This is a genomic window from Bradyrhizobium sp. McL0615 (assembly GCF_049993905.1).
GTDB lineage: Bacteria > Pseudomonadota > Alphaproteobacteria > Rhizobiales > Xanthobacteraceae > Bradyrhizobium.
Genome location: NZ_CP188254.1, coordinates 7,633,921 through 7,656,564 on the forward strand (window position 1 = coordinate 7,633,921; position 22,644 = coordinate 7,656,564).

General features: G+C 63.5%; 21 protein-coding genes. 11 read left to right on the forward strand and 10 right to left on the reverse strand.

The window, feature by feature from the left end:
* Positions 1-44 precede the first annotated feature (44 nt).
* Positions 45-1,178, reverse strand: a complete 1,134-nt coding sequence (locus ACPPVP_RS36700) for a DUF2336 domain-containing protein (RefSeq protein WP_426528419.1) — start codon at positions 1,176-1,178, stop codon at positions 45-47.
* An 809-nt stretch (positions 1,179-1,987) separates the two neighbouring features.
* Here ACPPVP_RS36700 and ACPPVP_RS36705 point away from each other — a divergent pair.
* The gene (locus ACPPVP_RS36705) at positions 1,988-2,257 is read left to right on the forward strand and encodes a hypothetical protein (protein WP_426528420.1); all 270 of its coding nucleotides are present in this window, start codon (positions 1,988-1,990) and stop codon (positions 2,255-2,257) included.
* Between the two features lie 164 nt (positions 2,258-2,421).
* Here ACPPVP_RS36705 and ACPPVP_RS36710 read toward each other — a convergent pair whose 3' ends face one another.
* Positions 2,422-4,053 carry a hypothetical protein gene (locus tag ACPPVP_RS36710; protein ID WP_426528421.1) on the reverse strand — a complete coding sequence of 544 codons (1,632 nt, stop codon included), beginning with the start codon at positions 4,051-4,053 and terminating at the stop codon, positions 2,422-2,424.
* Positions 4,054-4,104: 51 nt separating this feature from the next.
* Positions 4,105-5,397, reverse strand: a complete 1,293-nt coding sequence (locus ACPPVP_RS36715) for an adenylosuccinate synthase (protein ID WP_426528422.1) — start codon at positions 5,395-5,397, stop codon at positions 4,105-4,107.
* A gap of 338 nt (positions 5,398-5,735) precedes the next feature.
* Here ACPPVP_RS36715 and ybaK point away from each other — a divergent pair, with 338 nt between their 5' ends.
* On the forward strand, positions 5,736-6,209 hold the full coding sequence (gene ybaK, locus ACPPVP_RS36720) for a Cys-tRNA(Pro) deacylase (protein WP_426528423.1): 474 nt from the start codon (positions 5,736-5,738) through the stop codon (positions 6,207-6,209).
* A 35-nt stretch (positions 6,210-6,244) separates the two neighbouring features.
* Here ybaK and ACPPVP_RS36725 read toward each other — a convergent pair whose 3' ends face one another.
* Positions 6,245-6,409 (reverse strand): hypothetical protein, encoded by a 165-nt coding sequence (locus tag ACPPVP_RS36725; RefSeq protein ID WP_426528424.1) that lies wholly within the window; start codon positions 6,407-6,409, stop codon positions 6,245-6,247.
* A gap of 394 nt (positions 6,410-6,803) precedes the next feature.
* Between ACPPVP_RS36725 and ACPPVP_RS36730 the strand changes: the two genes are divergently transcribed.
* From ACPPVP_RS36730 to ACPPVP_RS36740, 3 genes are all read left to right on the forward strand, one after another.
* Entirely contained in the window at positions 6,804-7,730 is a 927-nt protein-coding gene (locus tag ACPPVP_RS36730; RefSeq protein ID WP_426528425.1) for a DMT family transporter, read from the forward strand.
* A 97-nt stretch (positions 7,731-7,827) separates the two neighbouring features.
* Positions 7,828-8,643 carry an MlaD family protein gene (locus ACPPVP_RS36735; protein ID WP_426528426.1) on the forward strand — a complete coding sequence of 272 codons (816 nt, stop codon included), beginning with the start codon at positions 7,828-7,830 and terminating at the stop codon, positions 8,641-8,643.
* Between the two features lie 103 nt (positions 8,644-8,746).
* Positions 8,747-9,901, forward strand: a complete 1,155-nt coding sequence (locus ACPPVP_RS36740; RefSeq protein ID WP_426538247.1) for an alpha-hydroxy acid oxidase — start codon at positions 8,747-8,749, stop codon at positions 9,899-9,901.
* A 157-nt stretch (positions 9,902-10,058) separates the two neighbouring features.
* On the opposite strand, the gene ACPPVP_RS36745 is transcribed toward ACPPVP_RS36740, so the two are convergent.
* Positions 10,059-10,460: a DUF1330 domain-containing protein gene (locus tag ACPPVP_RS36745; protein WP_426528427.1), complete on the reverse strand. Its 402-nt coding sequence runs from the start codon at positions 10,458-10,460 to the stop codon at positions 10,059-10,061.
* 92 nt (positions 10,461-10,552) lie between these two features.
* Between ACPPVP_RS36745 and ACPPVP_RS36750 the strand changes: the two genes are divergently transcribed.
* Both ACPPVP_RS36750 and ACPPVP_RS36755 read left to right on the forward strand, forming a co-directional pair.
* Positions 10,553-11,491 carry a DMT family transporter gene (locus ACPPVP_RS36750; RefSeq protein ID WP_426528428.1) on the forward strand — a complete coding sequence of 313 codons (939 nt, stop codon included), beginning with the start codon at positions 10,553-10,555 and terminating at the stop codon, positions 11,489-11,491.
* A 149-nt stretch (positions 11,492-11,640) separates the two neighbouring features.
* Entirely contained in the window at positions 11,641-12,567 is a 927-nt protein-coding gene (locus ACPPVP_RS36755; protein ID WP_426538249.1) for a Bug family tripartite tricarboxylate transporter substrate binding protein, read from the forward strand.
* 126 nt (positions 12,568-12,693) lie between these two features.
* Here ACPPVP_RS36755 and ACPPVP_RS36760 read toward each other — a convergent pair whose 3' ends face one another.
* The 4 genes from ACPPVP_RS36760 to ACPPVP_RS36775 form a co-directional block, all read right to left on the reverse strand.
* Positions 12,694-12,882: a hypothetical protein gene (locus tag ACPPVP_RS36760; protein ID WP_426528429.1), complete on the reverse strand. Its 189-nt coding sequence runs from the start codon at positions 12,880-12,882 to the stop codon at positions 12,694-12,696.
* Positions 12,883-12,900: 18 nt separating this feature from the next.
* Complete coding sequence (locus ACPPVP_RS36765) at positions 12,901-13,104, reverse strand: hypothetical protein (RefSeq protein WP_426528430.1); 204 nt, start codon at positions 13,102-13,104, stop codon at positions 12,901-12,903.
* 404 nt (positions 13,105-13,508) lie between these two features.
* Positions 13,509-15,194: a methyl-accepting chemotaxis protein gene (locus ACPPVP_RS36770; RefSeq protein ID WP_426528431.1), complete on the reverse strand. Its 1,686-nt coding sequence runs from the start codon at positions 15,192-15,194 to the stop codon at positions 13,509-13,511.
* 175 nt (positions 15,195-15,369) lie between these two features.
* Positions 15,370-17,055: a methyl-accepting chemotaxis protein gene (locus tag ACPPVP_RS36775; RefSeq protein ID WP_426528432.1), complete on the reverse strand. Its 1,686-nt coding sequence runs from the start codon at positions 17,053-17,055 to the stop codon at positions 15,370-15,372.
* A 238-nt stretch (positions 17,056-17,293) separates the two neighbouring features.
* Here ACPPVP_RS36775 and ACPPVP_RS36780 point away from each other — a divergent pair, with 238 nt between their 5' ends.
* From ACPPVP_RS36780 to ACPPVP_RS36795, 4 genes are all read left to right on the forward strand, one after another.
* Positions 17,294-18,337, forward strand: a complete 1,044-nt coding sequence (locus ACPPVP_RS36780) for a C-terminal binding protein (protein WP_426528433.1) — start codon at positions 17,294-17,296, stop codon at positions 18,335-18,337.
* A gap of 76 nt (positions 18,338-18,413) precedes the next feature.
* Positions 18,414-19,757: an ABC transporter substrate-binding protein gene (locus tag ACPPVP_RS36785; protein WP_426528434.1), complete on the forward strand. Its 1,344-nt coding sequence runs from the start codon at positions 18,414-18,416 to the stop codon at positions 19,755-19,757.
* Positions 19,758-19,892: 135 nt separating this feature from the next.
* Positions 19,893-20,849, forward strand: a complete 957-nt coding sequence (locus ACPPVP_RS36790) for a carbohydrate ABC transporter permease (RefSeq protein WP_426528435.1) — start codon at positions 19,893-19,895, stop codon at positions 20,847-20,849.
* On the forward strand, positions 20,842-21,744 hold the full coding sequence (locus ACPPVP_RS36795) for a carbohydrate ABC transporter permease (RefSeq protein ID WP_426528436.1): 903 nt from the start codon (positions 20,842-20,844) through the stop codon (positions 21,742-21,744). Before ACPPVP_RS36790 ends, ACPPVP_RS36795 begins: the two co-directional genes overlap by 8 nt.
* A 6-nt stretch (positions 21,745-21,750) precedes the next feature.
* Here ACPPVP_RS36795 and ACPPVP_RS36800 read toward each other — a convergent pair whose 3' ends face one another.
* On the reverse strand, positions 21,751-22,644 hold the full coding sequence (locus ACPPVP_RS36800) for a LysR family transcriptional regulator (RefSeq protein WP_426538251.1): 894 nt from the start codon (positions 22,642-22,644) through the stop codon (positions 21,751-21,753).

A 22,644-nucleotide genomic window follows, 5' to 3' on the forward strand; every position in this document is an offset into this window, starting at 1 on the left:
TGAGTCAAGAGGCCCGCGGATTTGGCGCCTCGGCGAAACCACCGTCAGGCAGACCTGCTCTGCTTGCCGGCGGCAGCGGGGGCAGCCGCTGCCGGCGCGTTCTTCTTCGCCAGAATCCGGTCGGAGCCAAATCTGATCGTCCATTGCGCGACCGACAGCAGCAGGGTCTCAAACACCGCCACGCATTGTTCGAGTTCCCGGTCTGTGGATGGCGGGCAGTTGGGCCGGTTGCGGACGATCATCGTCGTTGTCGACCAGCTTAGCCGGGCGGCCTTGCAGGCGACGATGAGGCCATACACCAAGTCGGGTTCGAGCAAAGGTTCGATCGCCTCGACCTTGACGTCGGCCTTCAGGGCAAGGGCTGCGACCACGAGGGTGTATTCACCCCGCACCGCAAACCGGTTGACGAGTGAATCGTTCAGCTTGCCGGTGCGATTGAGCGTAACGACCTCGTTTTGCGCCTGGGTGTAATCGATCGCCTTCCGGGCCGCGCCGTTCCCTCCGGCCGCCGCGGCATTTTGGGCTTTCTGGCGCGCGACAGGCCGCGGCGCCGTCAGGAAGCGCGCGCGAACGACGTCGGCAACCTTGCCGATCAGCTCCCGCAGCAAGCTGCCGGGGATGTCCATGCGAACGCCGAGCTTTTCCGCAAGCCCCTCGTCCTTCTCGGCCCGCCCGACCAGCGTTGCGTAACCGCATTCGGAGAAACGCGCGCCGGTGTTGCGGGCGAGCGCGTTGGAGACGTTGACGTCGCCAAATCGCATCAGCGCGTCCGTCAACGCTTCGTTGAGCGCCCTGCGGTCGCAGATCGCCAGCAGATGCTGCTGGCCACGGCTTTTGACGATTTCAAGAAGGTCCGCGTCCGACAGGCAGCTGGAATGTCGCAGAACCGGCGCGGCCACCTGGGGCTGCTCGTGGAACGCAAGCTTGCGGACCGTCTGGACCGGGGCGCGGTCGATGGTGGACAGGGCCTCGCTGAGCTGGAGGACGGTCGCCGCTTCCACCCGCTCGACCAGGTGGGCGAGGACGCCATCGACGGCTGCAATCTGGGAATCGCCGAGACGGCCGACATTGGACAGGAACAGGTCCGTCACCTCGCCAAAGATCCGGGCATCGTGCTCGGGTCCATCCTCTTCGGCGCCGTTCAATTCCTTGCGCAGGTCCGGCGAAGCGGCAGGCATGGTTATCCCACCTCCGCGCCGGTCGGCCCGGCTCGCCGCGTGACCCCATTTCCGCAAGTTGGCGTCATACCCTTAAGGCCCACCGTTCAGAACGCTTCCCGCAGCCGCCGCGCCATCGCAGGGAGGCCGCTGTCTTCGTGGATCCATCGGTAGCGGAATGAACAAGCATGTGAACGCCATTCGAAAGGCCGGTGCCGGCAGCCTTTTGCTTCCACGAAAGCGATGAACCGGATGCGAGCAATAGCCACCGATCGTACTTAGTCTTCCCTAACGGGTGGTTGTTTCGAACCCCGGATTGTCCGCATTTGTACTGAGTTTTGCTGCTCAGAAGGCGAGCCCGACCGGCTGGGCGCAACCGGGCCGGGCAGCGTCCGCTTTCGGAGGCCTCTTGTAGCGGGGGACAGCGAAGCCGCGTCATGGAGCCGTGGGGTAAGCGCATGTCCGCGCGGCCGTCCGATCGCGGTCGGAATACGAAAGACGCAGAGACCCGAATCCATTCCGTCGAGACCCGTCGAGCCGGCGAATGCGCAACCGTCAAAACCGCATCGTCATGCATTTCTCGTCGCGATCGACGTGGCGTGCACGCAACAGTCAAAGAAGTGTTAACGCGAGCCATTGCAGCTTCGCAGCATTGGCGCATAATTCACGGCGGGGCGGCGCAGCACTTTTGATTCGAACATCGGCAGAATTCGAGCAACCACACCGGGTGACTTCCGGGTGATGGATGACGCGTGCGGCAGTGCAAGCCGCGTGCAGCGCCCCCGACCGAATAGCGGCCAGCACCGCGCGCAACCTTGGGGAACGCATCGATGACCTTCCGTCTTTCCAGCAGAGCAGCACTTCTCTTCGCCACGGCCTTCGCGGCAGCGGCGCTTTCCGCAAGCCCCGGCCCTGCCTTTGCGTCGGACGCCCAGCAGATGTGCACCGGCGACGCCATGCGACTGTGCGGCCATGAAATCCCCAACGTGCAGCGAATCACCGCCTGCATGCACAAGCAGCGCGCCAATGTCAGCGCGGGCTGTCGCGCCGTGATGGATCGCGACAATACCGCGCGCAGGCGAGCCGCCGCCACCGAGTGACCGGTCGCTTCGCCCCGAAGGCGAACGCACAAACGGCCGCTGCCGTAGGCAATGCTGAGTCCGCTCTTCTATTGAAGCGCTGCGCCGCGTAGCGATTTAGCGATCGAATTCCTGGCTCAACGGAGATCGGCTCAGGCTCGAGAGCGGATCCATAGCGCCGGTAGCTACTCCCCCCACAACGCAAACGCGTCGTTGAACGCGCGTTCGCCGGGGGCGCCCTTTTCGATCGCGATGATGGCGCGGCGCTGGTTGACATAGACCAGCGGCACGTCGAACCAGGAGCGCTCCTTCAGGAGCTGCAGATTGCGGGCGCGGTCGGAATCGACGTTGGAGAGGCCGACCAGGAAGAAGCCGTCGGTGACCTTGACGGCAAGACCGGCCAGCGGCGTGCCGCGCGCCTGCTCGTTGGACTTCATCAGGATGCCCGGCACGTTGCTGACGCCGCCGCCGGAGAAATCCTGCGGCAGGATGAAGGTCAATTCCGCGGTGTGGCTCGCCGGCAGCGACGAGTCGGTATTGCGGCGGAACGACATCGTCATCTTGAACTTGCGGTCGGGAATCTCGATGTCGGCGCGCACGGCGACATCAGGCTTCTGGTTGCCGCTCGCCTTGATCGGTTCGGTGCGCCAGATCACCGAGCCGACATATTGCTTGCCCTTGGGATCGGACGGGTCCTCGTCATACAGCACGACGCGCTGCGCCACCGGCGCCACGTTCTCGCTCGACGACGGCTGGCCGACGCGATCGGGGATTTTCGGGCGCGACTGGGGCGCCGCCGGATCCTTTTGCGCTTCCGCCACGGGAGAGGATTTGAACAGGCCGCCCACGGCCGTGACCGCCGACTTGCCCCACAGGATGCCGGCGCCGACCAGAATGAGCACGATGCCGACCGCAATCGCGCTCTTGAACGGAAACACGGCGCCGGTGCGGGCACGCGGTTTCTTCGGCTCGCGGTCGCGGTCCTGCGACAGCCGCGGGCGCTCGCGCGACGCCGGTTGCGGCGGCTGGGGCGCGTAACGGTCGGCCTCCTCCAGCGATTCGTCATACGAATAGGGCGCGTCGGGATCGGCGCCACGGTTTTCCATGCTCGGCTCGAGCCGGTCGAATTCCGGCGAGGGCGACGGCACGTTGGCATAGGTTTTTCGCGCCGCACGGTTGGCCTGGGCCGCGGCGCGGCCGAGATCATCGGCGTCGGCGGCGATGTCGCGGAAGCCGCGCATGCCGGGCGGTGGCGGAGGCGGCGGCGGGCCACCATTGTCGGGGCCGCGGCGGGGGCCACCATTTCCGCGAGGGGGCGGCGGCGGCAGGACGGCATCCTGCATCGGAACCTGCGGCGGCTGCGGACGCGGCCCACCGGACGGCGGCACATCGGGGCGCAGATTGCGCGGCGGGCGTTGTTCGTCCTGGCCAAGCGGCGGACGGGCCTCGCGTGAGGGTGGTTGACCGGGCGGACGCTGGCGCGGCGGACCGGGCGGCGCGCCCGGCGGACCTGCGGGTTCCGGCGGCCGGGCATTGGCGCGGCGGAACGCGTCGCCGCCCCGCGCAGCACCGCCGCCGCCGGGCCGCGAGGCCTCGCGGGCACGCTGGGCGGCTTCTGATTCGACCTTGCGGACGGCTTCTTCGAGCGACAGCCGCTCACGGGTGATTTCCGATTCGGAAAGCGGCGGCTGAACGCTGCGCAACTGCGCGATCAGCGCGGTGCGAGCCCGCTCATAGAGCGCACGGCGGCTCTCGCCTGGAGCATTGGGGTCCAGGCCGGCGATGGCGCGTGCGATCAGCGGGTAATAATCAGCCATTTTTCATCAATACTGCAGCTCTATTTTTGAAGTCTTAGCGGTGACATCTCGTTAAGCCTCGAACGGGTTCTGTACCAGAATAGTATCCTCGCGTTCGGGGCTGGTGGAAAGCAACGCAATCGGACAACCCACCAGTTCCTCGACCCGGCGCACATATTTGATCGCCTGGGCCGGCAGATCCGCCCAGGAACGGGCGTTGGCCGTCGGCTCCTTCCAGCCTTCGATCGTCTCATAGATAGGCACCACCCGGGCCTGGGCACCCTCGCCTGCCGGCAGATGGTCGATTTCCTTGCCGTCCAGCATGTAGCCGGTGCAGACCTCAATGCTGTCGAAGCCGTCGAGAATGTCGAGTTTTGTCAGCGCCAGCCCGGTGATGCCGCAGGTGCGGACCGTCTGGCGCACCAGCACCGCATCGAACCAGCCGCAGCGCCGCTTGCGCCCGGTGTTGACGCCGAACTCCTTGCCGCGACGGCCGATCTCCTCGCCGATCTCGTTCTTGAGTTCGGTCGGAAACGGACCCTCGCCGACCCGGGTCGTATAGGCCTTGCAGATGCCCAGGACATAGCCAACCGCGCCCGGGCCCATGCCGGTGCCGGTCGCCGCCTGCGCGGCCACGGTGTTGGACGAGGTGACGTAAGGGTAAGTGCCGTGATCGACGTCGAGCAGCGCGCCCTGCGCACCCTCGAACAGGATGCGCTTGCCTTCGCGGCGCTTGATGTCGAGCAGCCGCCACACCGTCTCGGCATAGGGCAGCAGTTTTGGCGCAAACGCCGTCAGTTCCTTCAGGATGACGCCAGCGTCGAACTCCTCCAGATTGAGCCCGCGACGCAGTGCGTTGTGATGCGCCAATAGACGGTCGATCTTGTGCGGCAGCGTGTCGAGGTCGGCCAGATCCATCAGGCGGATAGCGCGGCGGCCGACCTTGTCTTCATAGGCCGGGCCGATGCCGCGGCGGGTGGTACCGATCGCCGTTGCCGAGTTGGAGGATTCGCGCAGCGCATCGAGTTCGCGATGCAGCGGCAGGATCAGCGTGACATTCTCGGCGATGCGGAGATTTTCCGGGCTGATGGCAACGCCCTGACCCTTCAGTTTTGTCACCTCATCGAGAAAGGCCTGCGGGTCGAACACCACGCCATTGCCGATCACGGCCAGCTTCGAGGGCCGCAGCACGCCGGAGGGCAGCAGCGCCAGCTTGTAGGTCTCGCCATTGATGACAAGCGTATGGCCGGCATTGTGGCCGCCCTGGAAGCGCACGACGATATCGGCCTGCTCCGACAACCAGTCGACGATCTTGCCCTTCCCTTCGTCGCCCCATTGGGCGCCGACGACGACAACATTGGCCATTTCTAAAGCGTTCCCTGCAAATTTGGTGGTCCCAGCATGACCCTTCCGGAAAACCGGTCTCCATTTTTCCGGATCATGCGCTCTCTAGTTCGCGCATGATCTGATCGGAAAACCGGTAGCCACTTTTCCGGATCATGCGGTAGCTTGCCCAGCCAAAATTACGGCCGGGGCCGTTCGCATGCGAGGCAGCCCCACCGGATAAAGGAAGCGGGTGCTCTAGGCAAGCAAGAAGGCGGTTTTAGGGGGGTCTTAGAACCGATCCAACCCATTGATATCCCCGTAAAATTTGTGAACACCGGGCGAGAGACCCATTAACATCCGGCAATGACGGAAAGGCCATGTCGAAAACCACCCGTGCAACGCAGGCGCTGGAAAAGCTGGGCGTGAAATTCACCCTGCATGCCTACGATTACGACCCGGATGCGGCGAGCATCGGGCTGCAGGCGGCGCAGGCGCTCGGCGTTGCGCCGGGGCGTGTGTTGAAGACGCTGATGGCCGAGGCCGACGGCAAACCGGTCTGCGCCGTGGTGCCGTCGGACTGTGAAGTCAGCATGAAGAAGCTCGCCGGCGCCTTCGGGGCCAAGGCGGCCAGGATGATGCGGCCGGCGGATGCCGAACGGCTGACCGGCTACCATGTCGGCGGCATCTCGCCGTTCGGCCAGAAGAAGCGCGTGCCGGTCGCAATCGAGGAAGCCGCGCTCGGCCATGCCAGCGTGTTCCTCAATGGCGGCCAGCGCGGCTTGCAGGTCGAACTGGCTCCCCAGGACGCCGTCAAGGCTGCGGGCGCGATCGCGCGCGCACTTGTGGCGTGAGCGGGCTTCGCCTCGGCTTTGGCTTCGGCCAGCCGCTACGTGCTGAGTTTGGGCTGCGTCTGTGCCCATAGCATCGCCTCGATGATGGCCTTGCGCAATTTCGGGCGCTGCTCCTCATCGCATTCGATGAACGCCAGTATCGAATTGGCGCGAACGGCAAATTGGTGACGTGTTTCAGCTTCGGCTTCTTCGGCCGACATCGGCTTGTTCAAAGGAATGACCCATCATCTCTAGAAATTCGACCTCACGGACAGTCGAAGCTGCTGCACAGCGCCGCCTGCAAAACCGTGGTCCCAGCGATCGAACGAACGTCCTGTATTGAAATTAGCTCGGAATAACTCACCGCATGCGCCCGGAAAACAAACCAAGGTTGGGTCGCATGAATCAATCGTCCTTTGATTGCATATTCACCCGCCTGCTGGCAACCCCAAACAACAGACAAGGAACAGAACAAGGCAGGCTGCATGGTCGCGATGCATCCTGCACCATTGATGAGCGCTGCAAATCCGTGTCTGTGGCAGGGCCGGGTTACATTCCGGCCCGGCGACGTCGGCCGGGCGGGCCGCGGCTTCATGAACCGGGCCTTACCTTGAAATGACGGCTAGCGAACAGACTTCTTCCGCCCGATCCGGCAGCTGGCTCGCCAACCAGCCTTATCTGCTGCTCAGCATCACCGCGCTATGCTGGGCCGGCAACGCCATCGTCGGAAGGCTGGCCGCCGGCCACATCCCGCCGGTGACGCTTTCGTTCCTGCGCTGGTCGTTCGCGTTCTTGATCATCCTGCCGTTTGCCTGGAAACATCTGGTCCGCGACTGGGCCGCGATCCACAGCCGCCTCGGCATCATGATCCTGCTCTCCATCACCGGCATCGGCGCGTTTAACACCCTGCAATACTGGGCGCTCGAGCACACCCAGGCGCTGAACACGCTGCTGTTGCAGTCGGCAGGCCCGCTGGTGGTAGCGGTGTGGTCGCTGCTACTGCTGGGCGTGCGGCTGACGCTGGCGCAGGCCGCGGGCGTCCTGCTGTCGATGGCCGGCGTGTTCGTCATCCTGCTGCATGGCGATCTCACCACGCTGTCGAAGATCGACTTCAACATCGGCGACCTGATCTTCCTCATAGCGCTGGCGATCTTCGGGATCTATTCGGTGCTGTCGCTGAAACGCCCCGATATCCACGGCCTGTCGTTCGTCGCCTTCACCTTCGGCGCCGGCGCGGCCTGCCTGATCCCGCTGTTCATCTGGGAACTGTTCGCGCGACCGACAATGCAGATCGATACGGCCAATTTGCTGACACTGGCTTATGTCGCGCTGTTTCCCTCGACGATCGCCTATCTCTGCTTCAATCGCGGCGTGCAGCTGATCGGCGCCAACCGCGCCGCGCCGTTCTTCCACGTGGTGCCGGTGTTCGGAACCATCATGTCGATCGTCTTCCTCGGCGAACATCCGCAGGCGTTCCACTTCATCGGCTTCGCGCTGGTGCTGACCGGGGTGTTCGTGGCGTCGCGAAAAGCGTCCGCGTAGCATTCCCCGGTCCCCGCAGGTGGAGCGAGGTTGGAAGCCGCGGTGACTTGGCCCGGCAAATCCGCTATCTCTTGAGCCTGTTTCGCCTGAGCATTCAATGAGAGCACGCGCCAGCAATCTGATGATCGGCACCCTGACCCTGGCCCTGATCGGCGGGTCGCTCGGGGCGTGGCTCGGCTATCAGAAGCTCTCCGGCGCCAAGCAGAAGACCGCGTTCCGGGTGATCTTCGAAGGCTCGGCCTCGGGCCTGCGCAAGGGCGGCAGCGTGAACTTTGCCGGCATCCGGGTCGGCGAAGTGGTGTCGCTCAAGCTCGACCATCCGCGCCGCGTCGTGGCGCTGGCCATGATCGACGGCAACACGCCGGTGAAAAGCGATACGCAAGTCGGCCTGGAATTTCAGGGGCTGACGGGGATCGCCGCGATCTCCTTTACCGGTGGCTCCGACGAGGCGCCGCCGCCGAAAAAGGGCCCGGACGGCATTCCCGAATTGACCGCCGATCCGGACGGGACGCTCAATACCCAGGAAAAGATCCGCGCGGCACTGCGCAACGTCGACAAGGTAATCTCCGACAATGAAGTGGCGATCAAGGATACGCTGCTGAATTTCGAGACGTTCACCGCCTCGCTGTCCGGTGACGGCGAGAAGATCAGCAGCATCATCGCGACCGCCGAAAACGGCGTCAACGCCGTCGACGGTGCGCTGACCAAGACCAAGGATTTTCTTGGCAGCCTCGCCAGCGACAAATATGGCGGCGAATTGCTGCCGACTGTGATTTCGATGCGCGAGCTGATCGAAAGCTTCGACAAGAAATCCGGTCAATTGATCGCCGAAACGCGAAAAATGCTCGGCGACGTCAGCGCGTCCGTCAACAAGGCCGGCCAGAAATTTGGCGGGCCGCCGCCCCGGCGCTAACCTGCCTCCACAACAACAACCAAAAAATGGAACGCCCGACGTGCTCGACAAATCCGCAAGCCTGATCGCGCCGCCCGCCACCGTGACCCGCACCGAGAGCACGGTGCCGCGCTCTTTACAAAAATATCTCGCGCTCGACGATTTCGAGCCTGTCGCGCGGCGCCGGATTCCGAAATTCCTCTATGGCTATATCGCCGGCGGAGCCGAGACCGACGCCGCGCTGCGCGACAACCGCAAGGCCTTCGACGAATACGGCTTTGTGCCGCGCGTGCTCAACGACGTCTCCGGCCGCGACCAGACCACGACATTGTTCGGCAAAACCTATGCGTCGCCGTTCGGCATTCCGCCGATGGGCTCTTCGGCGCTCGCCGCCTATCGCGGCGACATCGTGCTGACGCAGGCCGCTGGATCCGAGAACGTGCCGATGATTCTCAGCGCCTCGTCGCTGATCACGCTGGAAGACGTGCGCGCCGCCAATCAGGCGGCGTGGTACCAGGCCTATCTCGCAGGCCTCCCCGAACGAATCGAGCCGCTGGTCGATCGCGTGGCAGCCGCCGGCTACGACACCTTCGTCGTCACCGCCGACGTGCCGGTGCCGCCAAACCGCGAGAACAACATCCGCAACGGCTTTCAGGTGCCGCTCGCAATCACGCCGCGGGTGTTCTGGGACACGGTCACGCATCCGCACTGGCTGTTCGGCACCTGGGCGCGCACCATGAAGAACTTCGGCATGCCGCATTTCGAGAACATGGACGCCAGGCGCGGGCCGCCGGTGATGGCGAAAAACCTGATGCGCAATATCGGCGCCCGTGACCAGCTTGCGTGGAAGCATGTCGAGCTAATCCGCAAGAAGTGGAAAGGAAAGCTCGTCGTCAAGGGACTGGTCTCGCCGGCGGATGCGCGAATCGCGCGCGAGAGCGGCGTCGACGGCGTGATGCTGTCCAACCACGGCGGCCGGCAGCTCGACTACACGATGTCGGGCCTGCGCACGCTGCCGGAGATCGCGGCCGAAGCCAAGGGCATGACAATCATGGTCGATGGCGGCATCCGCCGTGGCACCGACGTGATCAAGGCCTTAGCGCTCGGCGCGCACTTCGTCTGGATCGGCCGCCCGTTCCTCTATGCCGCGATCGCCGGCGGCGAAGCCGGTGTGCAGCGCGCGATCACGTTGCTGAAAGCCGAGATCGACCGCGACCTGGCGCTGCTGGGCATTCGCTCGATCAGCGAAATCACGCCGGACCTTGTCAGGAAGTTTTGAGGCGAAGGTCTCGCAACAAAAACACTGTCGTCACCCGCGAAGGCGGGTGACCCAGTATTCCAGAGGCCGACGATTGAGCCGAGAAGCCGCGGCGTACTGGATGCCCCGCTTTCGCGGAGCATGACGGGTGGTGGATGTTGGTCTTGTACGATCAACCTCATCCCATCTTGAACTTGCTGTACGCTTCCTTCGTCGCGATGATGACGTGCTCGGCGCAGCCGTTGGTGCGGTGCGGGTCGCAGCGCTGCTCGTAGTCTTGCGACGTCATCATGTCGATGAAGGCGGCGACCGTTGGATAATACACCAGCGCCAGGTAGTCCCATTGATTGCCGACCTCGGACCCCAGCGCCACCGCTGTGGCGTCACCGGTCCACAGCAGCGTGCCGCCGCGCGCCTTGATCATTGGCACCGTGAGCGCGCTGTAGCGCAGGTAGGCGTCCCAGCCCGAACCGTCGCCGTCGAGCGAACGCTCGCGAAACCGCATCAGGTTCACCATCACCACCGGCGCCAATGGATCGAGCGCCTGCAGGCCCTTCACGTTCAGCAAATCCACAGCCATCGACGTACCTCGCGACAATCCTGGGGCATTGTAGCATTGCATGCATGGGACTTGTCGCGTGGCGGAAATCCGGCCTATCTCGACCAGCGACCATGACCCAGCCCGCACCAGCGCCGCCCGCCCTCGATCCGGTCCGGTGGCTGAATAATCAGCCTTATCTGTTGCTCACCCTGACCTCGCTGTTCTGGGCGGGCAACATCGTGCTGGCGCGCCATGTCGCCGGCCACGTGCCGCCGCTGACGCTGTCCTGTGTCCGCTGGATCGCCACCTTTCTGATCCTGCTGCCCTTTGCCTGGCCGCACCTGAAGCAGGACTGGCCAGTGCTGCGCGCGCATCTGCCCATGATGCTGTTTCTGTCGTTCGTCGGGTTCGCCTACAACAATGCGATCTCCTACTGGGCCCTGCAATATACCGAAGCATTGAACGCGCTGTTGATTCAGTCGTCGGGACCGCTGTTTGTCGCGCTGTGGTCGCTGGCGTTGTTCGGCATCCGCCTCACGGGTGCGCAGCTCGCCGGCATCACCATCTCGCTTCTCGGCGTCCTGACCATCATCCTGCGCGGCGATTTTGCCGCGCTCGCCAATATCAGCTTCAACCGCGGCGACCTGATGTTTGCCAGCTCCCTGGTGTCGTTCGCATTGTATTCGGCGCTGATCCCGCGCCGCCCGGTGACTCACGCGCTGTCGCTGATTTCATTCACCACCTGCTGCGGCGCGCTGATGCTGGTGCCATTCTCGATCTGGGAATATTCGACCGGCGCGACGCTGAAGTTCGACTTCATTTCGATGGCGACGCTGGGCTATGCCGTGATCTTTCCCTCGACGCTGGCCTATCTGTTCTTCAACCGCGGGCTGGCGCTGATCGGGCCCAATCGGGCTGCGCCGTTCTTCCATCTGGTGCCGGTGTTCGGCTCGGCGATGGCGATCCTGCTGCTCGGCGAGCAATTGCGGTTATTCCACCTGGTTGGCTATGCGCTTGTGCTGGCCGGCGTGGTGATCGCCTCCAGGCGGGCCTCGGCCAAGAAGGCCTGAGCGGCCTGCGGCGTGGTGTCTTACCGGCTTTCCCTTTCGATCCCCGCAGGCTAGCTTGCCGGCCAATTCAACACAAAAACATCCGAGGAAACAACGATATGTTCGCGTTATGGAAACGGTACCGGCACGCCGCTGCAGTAGTCCCCCTGATGCTGGCGATGGTCGCCACGGCTGCGGCGCAGGCGCCCTACCCGAACCGCAACATCACGCTGGTGCTGCCGTTCGCGGCCGGCAGCGGCACCGACACCACGACGCGCCTGATCGGGAAAGAGCTCGGCGTCGCGCTCGGCGTCAGCATGGTGATCGACAACAAGGCGGGCGCCAATGGCTCGATCGCGGCCAGCTATGTCGCGCGCTCCGCGCCTGACGGCTACACGCTGTTCGTCACGACCAACACCTCGCATTCGGCCAATCCGTATCTGCTGAAGAACATGAGCTACGATCCGGTCAAGGATTTCACCCCGATCGCGCGCACCGGCGACCTGCCCTTCATGCTGGTGATCCATCCCGACATTCCGGCCAATTCGGTGGCCGAGCTGATCGCGCTGGCCAAGAAGGAGCCGGGCAAATACTCCTACGCCAGCGGCAGTTCCTCGGCGATCGTGTCGGGCGCGACGTTCGCCCGTCTCGCCGGAATCGACCTGCTTCACGTTCCCTACAAGAGCTCGCCGCCGGCTTTGACCGACGTGATCGCCGGCCGCGTCTCGATGATGTTCATCGACGTCCCGACCGGCCTGCCCCACGTCAACGGCAAGGCGCTGAAGGCGCTGGCCGTCACCACCAAACAACCCTCGGCGCTGTTGCCGCATCTGCCGACCATGGACGCCACGGTGAAGGGTTTTGATATTACCTCATGGCAGGGCTATTTCGGCCCGGCCAACATGCCGAAGGATGTCGTCACTAGGCTGAACGCGGAAATTCGCAAGGTGATCGAACGGCCCGACATCAAGGCCCAGCTCGCCGAGCGCGGCATGGAAGCGTTCTCCGGCACGCCGGAAGAGTTCGACGCCTTCGTGAAGGAGCAGCTGGTGCTGTGGGAAAAGCTGATCACGGAAGCCGGGATCGAGAAGCAGTAAAAGGAAGCGAACCCTGGCGCCGCCAACAAGGCCATCATCGTCCGCCTGTGCGCAATTGCGCACTGGGGCGGACGATGACACACGTTGTACCTCTCGGGGTTGATCGCTAACGGCGGGGGCGCACCATTAGCCGGCAGTTCTCTTCGCTGATTTCACGAAGCCGGAATCGGCTGCCGCCTTCTTCTGCGCTCTTCGCTTTTTGGTCGCGGTCTCGAGTGACCGCAGCGGCTGCAGATTAGTGTTGAGGGTATTCTTCAGCAGACTCTCGAGACGGTCCTGATATTCGCGCTCGCTCATACGATCTTTGTACTTCATCGCCTCATTCCCATTACGTTACGCAACGCACTTCGCGACGATCATCCGCGCCGAGAGAAAGGCCGCGGTTGGAGAAAACACGGAGCCGTGCGGGTTATCGCTCGACACAGACGCGGATTGGAGCATCGGTGCATAGGCAATCAGCCGGCGCTGCTTGTCAAAATTAGCGTCCGGTTCAAAGCTGCAACGCAAGTTTAGATGCACGATCTGCGACAGCGTCACTGCCCGATCATCACGCCGGCGCGGTTCCGCCCGAGTTCAAGAATCTTATTTCGTCGCGTTGTCAATCGAAGTGCAAAATTACCGCGAGAAATAAAATCTCCAACGAAGTCAGATGATTGGATTGTGATTTGATGGGGAAGATTTGGTCTTCCTGATTGCCCCTGTGAATATGCCAGGAGGAGGGCGAACATCTACCGTCGAGCAGTTCACGTATCCGCAGATGGTCGAAATCGCTCTCCAAAACTTCCACGGGTCGACTTGCTGCGAGTTCGACTGCGCGAGTTTGCTAGCTAGCTTCGCAGGGTGGGCAAAGCGCAGCGTGCCCACCATTCACGCCAGGACCCGTTGATGCATGGTGGGCACGCTGCGCTTTGCCCACCCTACCGATTCCTGCGTTCTATCGCTTACGCCGCACGCACTTTGCCCAGGAATTCGTCGACTGCGCTGCGCAGCATGCCGGACTGGGTGTCGAGTTCGCGGGCGTTCGCCAGCACCTCGGACGCCGCCTTGCCGGTTGCGGCCGCCGCCGTAGTGACGCCGCCGATATGGGCGGAGATTTCGTTCGATCCGGCCGCCACCGACTGAATGTTCCGGGCGATCTCGCGGGTCGCATCGCCCTGCTGGTCGACGGCGGTCGAGATCGAGACCGTGATCTCGCTCATCTGCGCGATGGTTTCGGTGATGCCGCCGATCGAGACCACCGCCTCGCTGGTCGAGGCCTGCATGGCCGCAACCTGCGCGGAGATTTCCTCTGTTGCCTTCGCGGTCTGATTGGCGAGCGCCTTCACTTCCGACGCCACGACCGCAAAGCCACGGCCTGAATCGCCGGCGCGCGCTGCCTCGATGGTGGCGTTGAGCGCGAGCAGATTGGTTTGAGCGGCGATCGAGTGGATCAGCTTGACCACCTCGCCGATCTTCTCGGCGCCGGTCGAGAGGGCGCCGACTGTGGCGTTGGTACGCTGGGCGTCGCTGACCGCCTTGGTGGCGATCTCGCTGGAGCGCGCCACCTGACGGGAAATCTCGCCAACCGAACTCGACAGCTCTTCCGCGGCGGACGCAACCGTACCGACATTGTTCGACGAACTCTCCGACGCCGCGCCGACGGTCGCAGCGCGCGCGCTGGCGTCGCTGGCGGTAGCAGTCATGGACTGCGCGGTGGTCTGCATGCCCGCGGCCGCCGTCGAAACCGAGCGGACGATGCCGGTCACGCTGCGCTCGAAGTCGCTGGCGATGCTTTCCATTGCCGCCCGGCGCTCGGCAGCGGCCCGCGCCTGCGTCTGGGCCTCCGCCTGTTCGAGCCCGCGGATACGCACCGCGTTGTCCTTGAAGATCTGGACGGTCGCCGCCATCGCGCCGATCTCGTCGCCGCGGCCGATGCCGGGAATTTCGCCCTCCAGCTTGCCGTCGGCCAACGCCTGCATGCGGGCCCCGAGCTGACCGAGCGGTCTTGAGATGCTGCGGCCGATCAGCCAGGCGATGCTGCCCGAAATCACCGCGATGCCGAGAATCGCAAGGCCCAGCAACCACGCGATCGGCGCCAGCCTGGCATCGAGATCGTCGAGATAGGCGCCGGTGCCGACATACATATCAAAGCCGGGAACCGCGACAGCGTAGCCGATCTTGCGGATCGGCTTTTCCTCGCCGGGCTTCACATATTCATAGTACAGCAGAATCGAGCCGTTGGCCTTCACGCCATTCAACAATTCCTGGGACAGCTTTCTGCCATTGGTCACGACATCCATGCGATTGGTGCCGACCTGCTTTGGATCGGGCGCCAGAATCGTGATGCCGTCATAGCCGGTGCCAAACAAATAGCCCGCGCCCTTGTCGTAGGTCATGGAATTGGCCCGGCGGCCGAATTCCTTCAGCGCGACTTCGCGGGTCATCTCGCCGGCATCGACCTGTTTCTTGAGCCCGGCTGCCAGATTGAGGCCCATTTCGACGATCGCCTTGGTCTGGTCGATGCGGGCATTGAGCATCTCCCGCTGCATCAAATAGCCTGCCAGAGCGCCGGCGGCGCAAAGGCCGAGCAGCGTCACGCCCACTAAAATGCCGAGCTTTGGCGTGATCGTCAGATTGGTCAGCTTCACGGTGGCTTCTCCGGCAAAATGGACGTGCACGCGATTCGCGAGACATCGGGTCGAGGCCACCGTAGGGCGCGACCATTTACCGCTTTGTTACAAAGCCGCACCGTAGAATTACCGGCCAGGAAAGCAGGCGGTGAGGCCTGGACTTCGCTACCTGTGTTGCTTCAGCGCCGGTGGATCAGGCCGCGCGCACCTTGACCAGGAATTCGTCGACCGCGCTGCGCAGCATGCCGGACTGGGTGTCAAGTTCGCGGGCGTTCGCCAGCACCTCGGACGCCGCTTGGCCGGTCGCGGCCGCAGCCATAGTGACGCCGCCGATATGGGTGGAGATCTCGTTCGATCCGGCCGCCACCGACTGAATGTTGCGGGCGATCTCGCGGGTGGCGCCGCCCTGCTGCTCGACGGCGGTCGAGATCGAAACCGTGATCTGGCTCATCTGCGAGATGGTTTCGGTGATGCCGCCGATCGAGGCCACGGCTTCGCTGGTGGAAGCCTGCATGGCCGCGACCTGCGACGAGATCTCCTCGGTCGCCTTCGCGGTCTGGTTGGCGAGCGCCTTCACTTCCGATGCCACGACCGCAAAACCGCGGCCGGAATCGCCAGCGCGCGCCGCCTCGATGGTGGCGTTGAGCGCCAGCAGATTGGTTTGAGCGGCGATCGAATGGATCAGCTTGACCACTTCGCCGATCTTCTCGGCCCCGGTCGAGAGCGCGCCGACGGTGGCGTTGGTGCGTTCGGCGTCGCTGACCGCCTTGCTGGCGATCTCGCTGGAGCGTGCCACCTGACGGGAAATCTCGGTCACCGAGCTGGAGAGTTCTTCCGCGGCGGAGGCGACCGTGCCGACATTGTCGGACGAACGCTGCGACGCTGCGCCGACGGTCGCCGCCCGCGCACTGGCGTCGCTGGCGGTCGCCGTCATCGACTGCGCGGTGGTCTGCATGCCGGCTGCCGCCGTCGACACCGTGCGGACGATGCCGGTCACGCTGCGTTCGAAGTCGCTGGCAATGCTTTCCATCGCCGCCCGCCGTTCGGCCTCGGCGCGCGCCTGCACCTCGGCTTCCTTCTGTTCAAGCCCGCGGATGCGCACCGCATTGTCCTTGAAGATCTGGACGGTCGCGGCCATCGCGCCGATCTCGTCGCCGCGGCCGATGCCCGGAATTTCGCCGTCGAGCCTGCCCTCGGCGAGATCCTGCATGCGGGTGCCAAGCTGAACGAGCGGATTGGAAATGCTGCGGCCGATCAGCCAGGCGATGCTGCCCGAAATCACCGCGATGCCGAGAATGGCGAGGCCGAGCACCGCTGCGATCGGCTTCATCTTGGTGTCGAGATCGTCGAGATAGGCGCCGGTGCCAACGAACATGTTCCAGCCGGGGATCGGAACCGCGTAGGAGAATTTGCGGATCAGCGTTTCCTCACCGGGTTTGCGGAATTCATAGCGCAGCATGATTTCGCCATTGGTAGCGATGCCATCGCGCAGTTCGCGCACGAGTTTTCTGCCGCCCGTGTCGATGTCCATACGGTTCTGGCCGATCTGCGAGGGAACCGGTGCCAGCACCGCAACGCCATCCATCGTATAGGCGAACACGTAGCCGTTGCCCTTGTCGAAGGTCAGCGTATTACCGCGCTTGCTGAATTCGGCAATCGCGGCTTCCTTGGTCATCTGGCCGGCCTCGACCTGCTTCTGCAGGCCCAACGCCATGTTGCGCGCCATGTCGACGATCGACCTGGTCTGCTCGATCCGCGCATTCAGCATCTCACGCTGCATCAAATAGCCTGCGAGTACGCCGGCGACGCAAAGGCCGAGCAGGGTCACTCCCACCAGAATGCCGAGCTTGGGGGTGATCTTGAGATTGGTGAGCTTCACGGGGATCTCCGGAATAGACGCGTGGCACGCGATAGGCCGATTGATTTGCCGCACGATATCGTGAGACCCTTTAGCGCTTTGTTACGAAGACCGGCGGAACGGCTGCTTCGGTTATGGACAGCAACCGGTGATTGTAGGCGGGACCGGTCAGGTCGCGTAAAAGAAGAAGTCACGTAAAGAACAGGGGCGGCGCCCGCCGCCCTGAACAAACACCGAAGAATAAAATCGGGAGCAGGAAATGCCGAAATACAGGGTGGTGACGCCGAAGGGCGCGAGCTTCACGGTCGCTGGCGGCGGCTACGATTACGAGAAGGAAGCGCTCGATCCGATCGGGGCCGAAATCATCGAGGCGCCGGCCAATGAGGCGGAATTCATCGCCGCTGCGAAGACCGCGGACGCGATCTACGCCAAGGGCATGCCGATCACGAAAGCGGTCATCGACGCGCTGGAAAACTGCAAGGTGATCACGCTCGGCAGCGTCGGCGTCGACTCGGTCGACGTCAAGGCCGCCACCGCCCGCGGCATTCCCGTCACCAACATCCCCGACACCTTCATCGAGGAGGTCGCCGACCACGCCATGATGCTGCTGCTGGCGGGTTTCCGGCGGCTGGTCGAGCAGGACAAGATGGTGCGCACCGGCCGCTGGTCGGAGGGCCGGCCGGCGCTCTTGAAGATCCCGCGGCTGATGGGCCAGACGCTCGGCTTCATCTCGTTCGGCCGGGTGGCGCGCGCGGTCGCCAAGCGTGCAGCGCCCTTTGGCTTGCGCATGATGGCCTACGATCCGTTCATTCAGGAAACGCTGATGTACGATCACGGCGTGATCCCCTCGACGTTGAACGAGGTGCTGTCGCAATCGGACTTCGTCTCCATGCATGCGCCGGCGCGGCCGGAGGTGCATCACATGCTCACCGAGAAGCATTTCCGCCAGATGAAAAAATCCGCCGTGTTCATCAATACGGGCCGCGGCGCCACGGTGGACGAGGAATCGCTGATCAAGGCGCTGCAGGAGGGCTGGATCGCCCATGCCGCCCTCGACGTGCTCGAAAAAGAGCCGGCGTCGCACAACAACCCGATGCTTTCGATGGAAAACGTCACCCTGACCGCCCACGTCGCCTCCGCATCGGCACGTTTTGACGAAGCGCGCAAGCGCCGCGTGGGCTACGAATTGTCACTGGTCCTGCAGGGGATGTGGCCGGTAAGCTGCGTCAATCCGTCGGTGCTGCAAAGCACCGCGCTCCGCCGCTGGCAGCCCGTCAGCATGGACCGCGGCCCGAACAGCTAGCGACGGCCAAGAAGCGTTTTCGAACGACAGGGTTCACCGGCGATTCAACGCCGGGAACCAGCACAGGGAGAGAAGCATGAACGACATTACCCGTCGCGATGCGTTGGCTTTGGGCGCATCCGCCGCGGCCCTCGCCGTGACCGGCGCTTCGGCGCAGACCACATCCGCCATCAAGGCGGCCGACGTCCCCGCCCCCAAGCTTGCAATCGAAAAAGGCGCGAGCCTGCGCTTGCTGCGCCCGGTGCGCTTCGTGCAGGCCGACGAGGACGTGTTCCGCGCCAATGCCGCCAAATTCACCAAGGAGACCAGCGTTGAGGTCAAGGTCGACTTCGTCGGCTGGGAAGACATCAACCAGCAGACCGCGGTGACTTCGAATTCCGGCGCCGGCCCCGACATCATCATCGGCTTCTCCGATGCGCCGCATATTTATGTCGACAAGCTGGTCGAGTTGACCGACGTGGCCGACTATCTCGGCAAGCGCTATGGCGGCTGGCTGCCGCTGGCGAAGAACTACGGCATGAAGAACAAGAGCAATGCCTGGATCGGCCTGCCGTTCGGCGCCACCGCCGGCCCCCTGATCTATCGCAAATCGGTGCTGCAATCGGTCGGCTTCGACAAGGCGCCGGAAGACCATGCCGGCTTCCTCGACCTGTGCCAGAAGCTGCACAAGGCCGGCAAGCCGGCCGGCTTTGCGCTCGGCAACGCCAAGGGCGACGGCAACGGCTTCGCCAACTGGGCACTGTGGTCGCACAACGCTTCGCTGATCGATGAGGAAGGCAACGTCACCATCAACAGCAAGGAGACCATCGCCGCGCTGAAATGGGTCAAGGAACTGTACCCGACCTTCATTGCCGGCACGCCGTCCTGGAACGACGTCAGCAACAACCGCGCCTACTCCGCGCACGAAATCTCGCTGACGGCCAACGGCGTCTCGCTATACTTCTCGCTGAAGAACGATCCCGCCACCAAGGCGATCGCCGACGACAGTGAGCATCAGTTGCTGCCGAAGGGTCTCGCCAAGGTCTCCCCTATGGCCGGCCTGACGCTCAACGCCATGCTGTTCAAGCACAGCCAGTACCCCAACGCCGCCAAGGCGTTCATGACTTACATGCTGGAAAAGGACCAGTACGAGCCGTGGCTGAACGCCAACTCCGGCTATTGGGCGCAGCCGCTGGCCAACTACGCCGAGGCCAAGGTCTGGTCCGAAGATCCCAAGGTCAAGATCTTCAAGGACACCATGAACAGCACCTACTACGACGGCTACAAGGGCCCGATCTCCACGGCGACGGGTGCGGTCAGCGCCGATTACGTGCTGGTGCAGATGTGCGCCGCGGTCGCGACCGGCGCATCCACCCCGGAGGCGGCAGCAGCCGAAGCCGAGCAGCGCTGCAAGCGGTATTTCCGGCGGCAAGGGCGGTAACGCCGAACACAGCGACCGTCATTGCGAGGAGCGAAGCGACGAAGCAATCCATGCCTCCACGGAAAGAAAGAATGGATTGCTTCGTCGCTTCGCTCGCAATGACGGACGCATATAGCTCGCATCGGGACAATATTGATGTCTGTAACGACTCTGCCATCACACCGCGTGGCGACCCGGCAACCGGGCTGGATCGCGCGCCTGTTCGACTACAAGCCGTTCCTGATCGTGATGTGCCTTGCACCCGCGATCGGGCTGCTCGGAGTATTTCTCACCTATCCGCTCGGACTCGGCGTCTGGCTCGCCTTCACCGACACCACCATCGGCAAGCGCGGCATCTTCGTTGGCTTCGAGAATTTCCAGTATCTGTGGACCGATCCCCTGTGGTGGGGGGCGGTGTTCTACAGCGTGTTCTACACGGCGGTCGCGACCTTCGGAAAGTTCGCGCTCGGCTTCTGGCTGGCGTTGCTGCTCAACAACCACTTCCCGCTCAAGAGCCTGTTGCGCGCCATCGTGCTGTTGCCGTGGATCGTTCCGACGGTGCTGTCCGCGCTGGCGTTCTGGTGGATCTACGATCCGCAGTTTTCGATCATCTCCTATCTGCTGGTCGACGTGCTGCATATCCGCTCGACCAATATCGACTTTCTCGGCACGCCCTGGCCGGCGCGCTTCTCGCTGATCGTGGCCAACATCTGGCGCGGCATTCCCTTCGTCGCGATCTCGCTCCTGGCGGGCCTGCAGACCATCTCGCCCTCGCTCTATGAGGCGGCAATGCTGGACGGCGCCAGCGCCTGGCAGCGCTTCCGCTACATCACCTTCCCGATGATGATGCCAATCCTGGCGATCGTGATGACGTTCTCGATCATCTTTACCTTTACCGACTTCCAGCTCGTCTACGCCATCACCCGCGGCGGGCCGGTCAACTCCACACATCTGCTCGCGACGCTCGCGTTCCAGCGCGGCATCGCCGGCGGCGAGCTCGGCGAGGGTGCGGCGATCGCGGTGTCGATGATCCCGTTCCTCGTGTTCGCGACATTGTTCAGCTACTTCGGCCTCGCGCGCCGCAAATGGCAGCAGGGAGAAGCCAATGACTGACGTAGCCGCCTCACCCGGAAACAGCAACGTCAGCAGCGCCACGCCGGATACGATGTCGTGGGATTCCCGCGCGCGGCGGGTGATGATGATCTATCTGCCGCTGTCCTGTTTCGTGCTGATCCTGCTGTTCCCGTTCTACTGGATGGCGATCACCTCGTTCAAACCGAACGCCGAGCTTCTGAACCACAAGGAGCATAATCCGTTCTGGATCACCTCGCCGACGCTCGCCCATATCAAGCATCTGCTGTTCAACACCGCCTACCCGACCTGGCTGAAGACCACGATGTTCGTGGCGGTCGGCTCGACCACCCTGTCGCTGTTCGCCTCGACGCTTGCCGCCTACGCAATCGAGCGCCTGCGCTTCCGCGGCAGCCCTTATGTGGGGCTCGGTATCTACCTCGCCTATCTGGTGCCGCCCTCGATCCTGTTCATTCCGCTGGCCACCGTGATCGTGCAGTTCGGCCTGTTCGACTCTCCGATGGCGCTGATCCTGGTGTATCCGACCTTCCTGGTGCCGTTCTGCACCTGGCTCCTGATCGGCTATTTCAAGTCGATCCCGTACGAGCTGGAGGAATGCGCGCTGGTCGACGGCGCCACGCGGCTACAGATCCTGCGGCGGATCACGTTGCCACTCGCTGTGCCCGGCCTGATCTCGGCCGGCATCTTCTCCTTCACGCTGTCGTGGAACGAGTTCATCTACGCGCTCGCCTTCATCCAGAGCGGCGCCAACAAGACCGTGCCGGTCGCGATCCTGACCGAGCTCGTGACCGGCGACGTCTACCAGTGGGGCGCGCTGATGGCAGGCTCCCTGCTCGGCTCGCTGCCGGTCGCGTTGTTCTACTCGCTGTTCGTCGACTATTACGTCTCGTCACTGACCGGTGCAGTGAAGGAGTGACATTGCCTAAGCCAGCCGGGCCTTCAGACGCGGCGTCGTCCAGTTCAGGAAGGCACGCAGCTTGAGAGGCACCGGCTTGCGCTCGGCATAGACGATATGGATCGGCCACGGCTCCTGCTCATATTCCTCCAGCATGAGGACGAGCTGGCCGGCGCGCCGAGCCGCTTCCATCTTGTAGGACATGACCCGCGTGATACCCGCTCCCGCGATGGCGGCCTCGATGGCCGCCTCTGAGTCGCTCACTGTCAGCCTCGACCGGATTGGCGCCACCATTTCCCGGCCATCCTTGATGAACTTCCAGCTCCGCTGAGGCGCGACGCTATCAATGCTGATGCAGTCGTGTACTGCCAGGTCAGTGGGCTCGCTCGGGTGTCCATGCTCCGCCAGATAGCCGGGGCTCGCACATAGCACGAACCGGACCGAACCAACTTTCGTCGCAATCAGATTACTATCCGCGAGATTACCAATCCGGATCGAAATATCGATGTTCTCTTCGACCGCATCGACGATGCGGTCGGTGAGGACGAGCCGCAGCGCGATCTCCGGATAGGCGTTCATGAACTCGACGGCGATCGGCATCAGGTGCATGTGCCCCAGCCCCCAGGGGGAGGTGATCGCCAGATCGCCCTTGGGAATTCGGTACTCGCCGGACACCTCCCGTTCCGCATCATCGACCTGCTCGATGATGCGCTTGCAAGCCTCGATGTAGGAACGACCGGCATCCGTAAGCGTCATCTGCCGCGACGATCTTTGAAACAGCTGGGCCTTCAGCCGCGCTTCGAGTTCGGCGACGTTGCGACTGACGGTCGCGACCGGCTTCTTCAATCGCCGCGAAGCCGCCGAAAAACTCCCGGTCTCGGTGACCGCGACGATAACCGACATCGCCTCCAAGCGGTCCAT